General features: G+C 54.6%; 1 rRNA gene (cut by a window edge). It reads right to left on the bottom strand.

Going from position 1 to position 1,357, the window contains the following annotated elements:
• Positions 1-175 precede the first annotated feature (175 nt).
• Positions 176-1,357 (bottom strand): 23S ribosomal RNA (locus tag ACIQXM_RS18055); it runs 2,080 nt beyond the window's last position.

The raw sequence follows: 1,357 nt of genomic DNA, 5'->3' as shown, positions 1-1,357 counted from the left end.
CGACCACCCACACATAATCCCCGGTTAAGGAGACCAGTATGGTGGTCGTGTTCCACGGGTAACAAACCCCTCGGGTTTGTTGTCCGGGAACCACATAGTGGACGCAAGCAGCATGATCTAACACAATCCTTCTTTGGCGGGAACGTTTGAAGTCGTTTCCTGCCCAGAGTGTGTTGTGGTGTAAGTTATCGGCCTATTAGTACCGGTCAGCTTCACGGGTCTTTAGTCCCCGCTTCCACATCCGGCCTATCAACCCAGTGGTCTGGCTGGGGGCCTCTCACACACAAGGTGTATGGAAATCTCATCTCGAAGCGGGCTTCCCGCTTAGATGCTTTCAGCGGTTATCCCATCCGAACGTAGCTAATCAGCGGTGCACTTGGCAGTACAACTGACACACCAGAGGTTCGTCCGTCCCGGTCCTCTCGTACTAAGGACAGCCCTTCTCAAATTTCCTGCGCGCGCAGCGGATAGGGACCGAACTGTCTCACGACGTTCTAAACCCAGCTCGCGTACCGCTTTAATGGGCGAACAGCCCAACCCTTGGGACCTACTCCAGCCCCAGGATGCGACGAGCCGACATCGAGGTGCCAAACCATGCCGTCGATATGGACTCTTGGGCAAGATCAGCCTGTTATCCCCGAGGTACCTTTTATCCGTTGAGCGACGGCCATTCCACAATGTACCGCCGGATCACTAGTCCCGACTTTCGTCCCTGCTCGAGATGTCTCTCTCACAGTCAAGCTCCCTTGTGCACTTACACTCGCCACCTGATTGCCAACCAGGCTGAGGGAACCTTTGGGCGCCTCCGTTACTCTTTAGGAGGCAACCGCCCCAGTTAAACTACCCATCAGGCACTGTCCCTGACCCGGATTACGGGCCGAAGTTAGATATCCAGTATGACCAGAGTGGTATTTCAACGATGACTCCACCCGAACTGGCGTCCGGGTCTCACAGTCTCCCACCTATCCTACACAAGCCACACCGAATATCAATACCAAACTATAGTAAAGGTCTCGGGGTCTTTCCGTCCTGCTGCGCGTAACGAGCATCTTTACTCGTACTGCAATTTCGCCGAGTTTATGGTTGAGACAGCGGGGAAGTCGTTACTCCATTCGTGCAGGTCGGAACTTACCCGACAAGGAATTTCGCTACCTTAGGATGGTTATAGTTACCACCGCCGTTTACTGGGGCTTAAATTCCCAGCTTCGCCCGTAAGGGCTAACCGGTCCTCTTAACCTTCCAGCACCGGGCAGGAGTCAGTCCGTATACATCGTCTTGCGACTTCGCACGGACCTGTGTTTTTAGTAAACAGTCGCTTCCCCCTGGTCTCTGCGGCCCCGATCCCCTCCGGACAGCA

Source organism: Arthrobacter sp. NPDC097144 (genome assembly GCF_044762205.1).
GTDB lineage: Bacteria > Actinomycetota > Actinomycetes > Actinomycetales > Micrococcaceae > Arthrobacter_B.
Note: the sequence above shows the minus strand (reverse complement) of the source record. Positions and strands in the feature narration are given on the sequence as shown.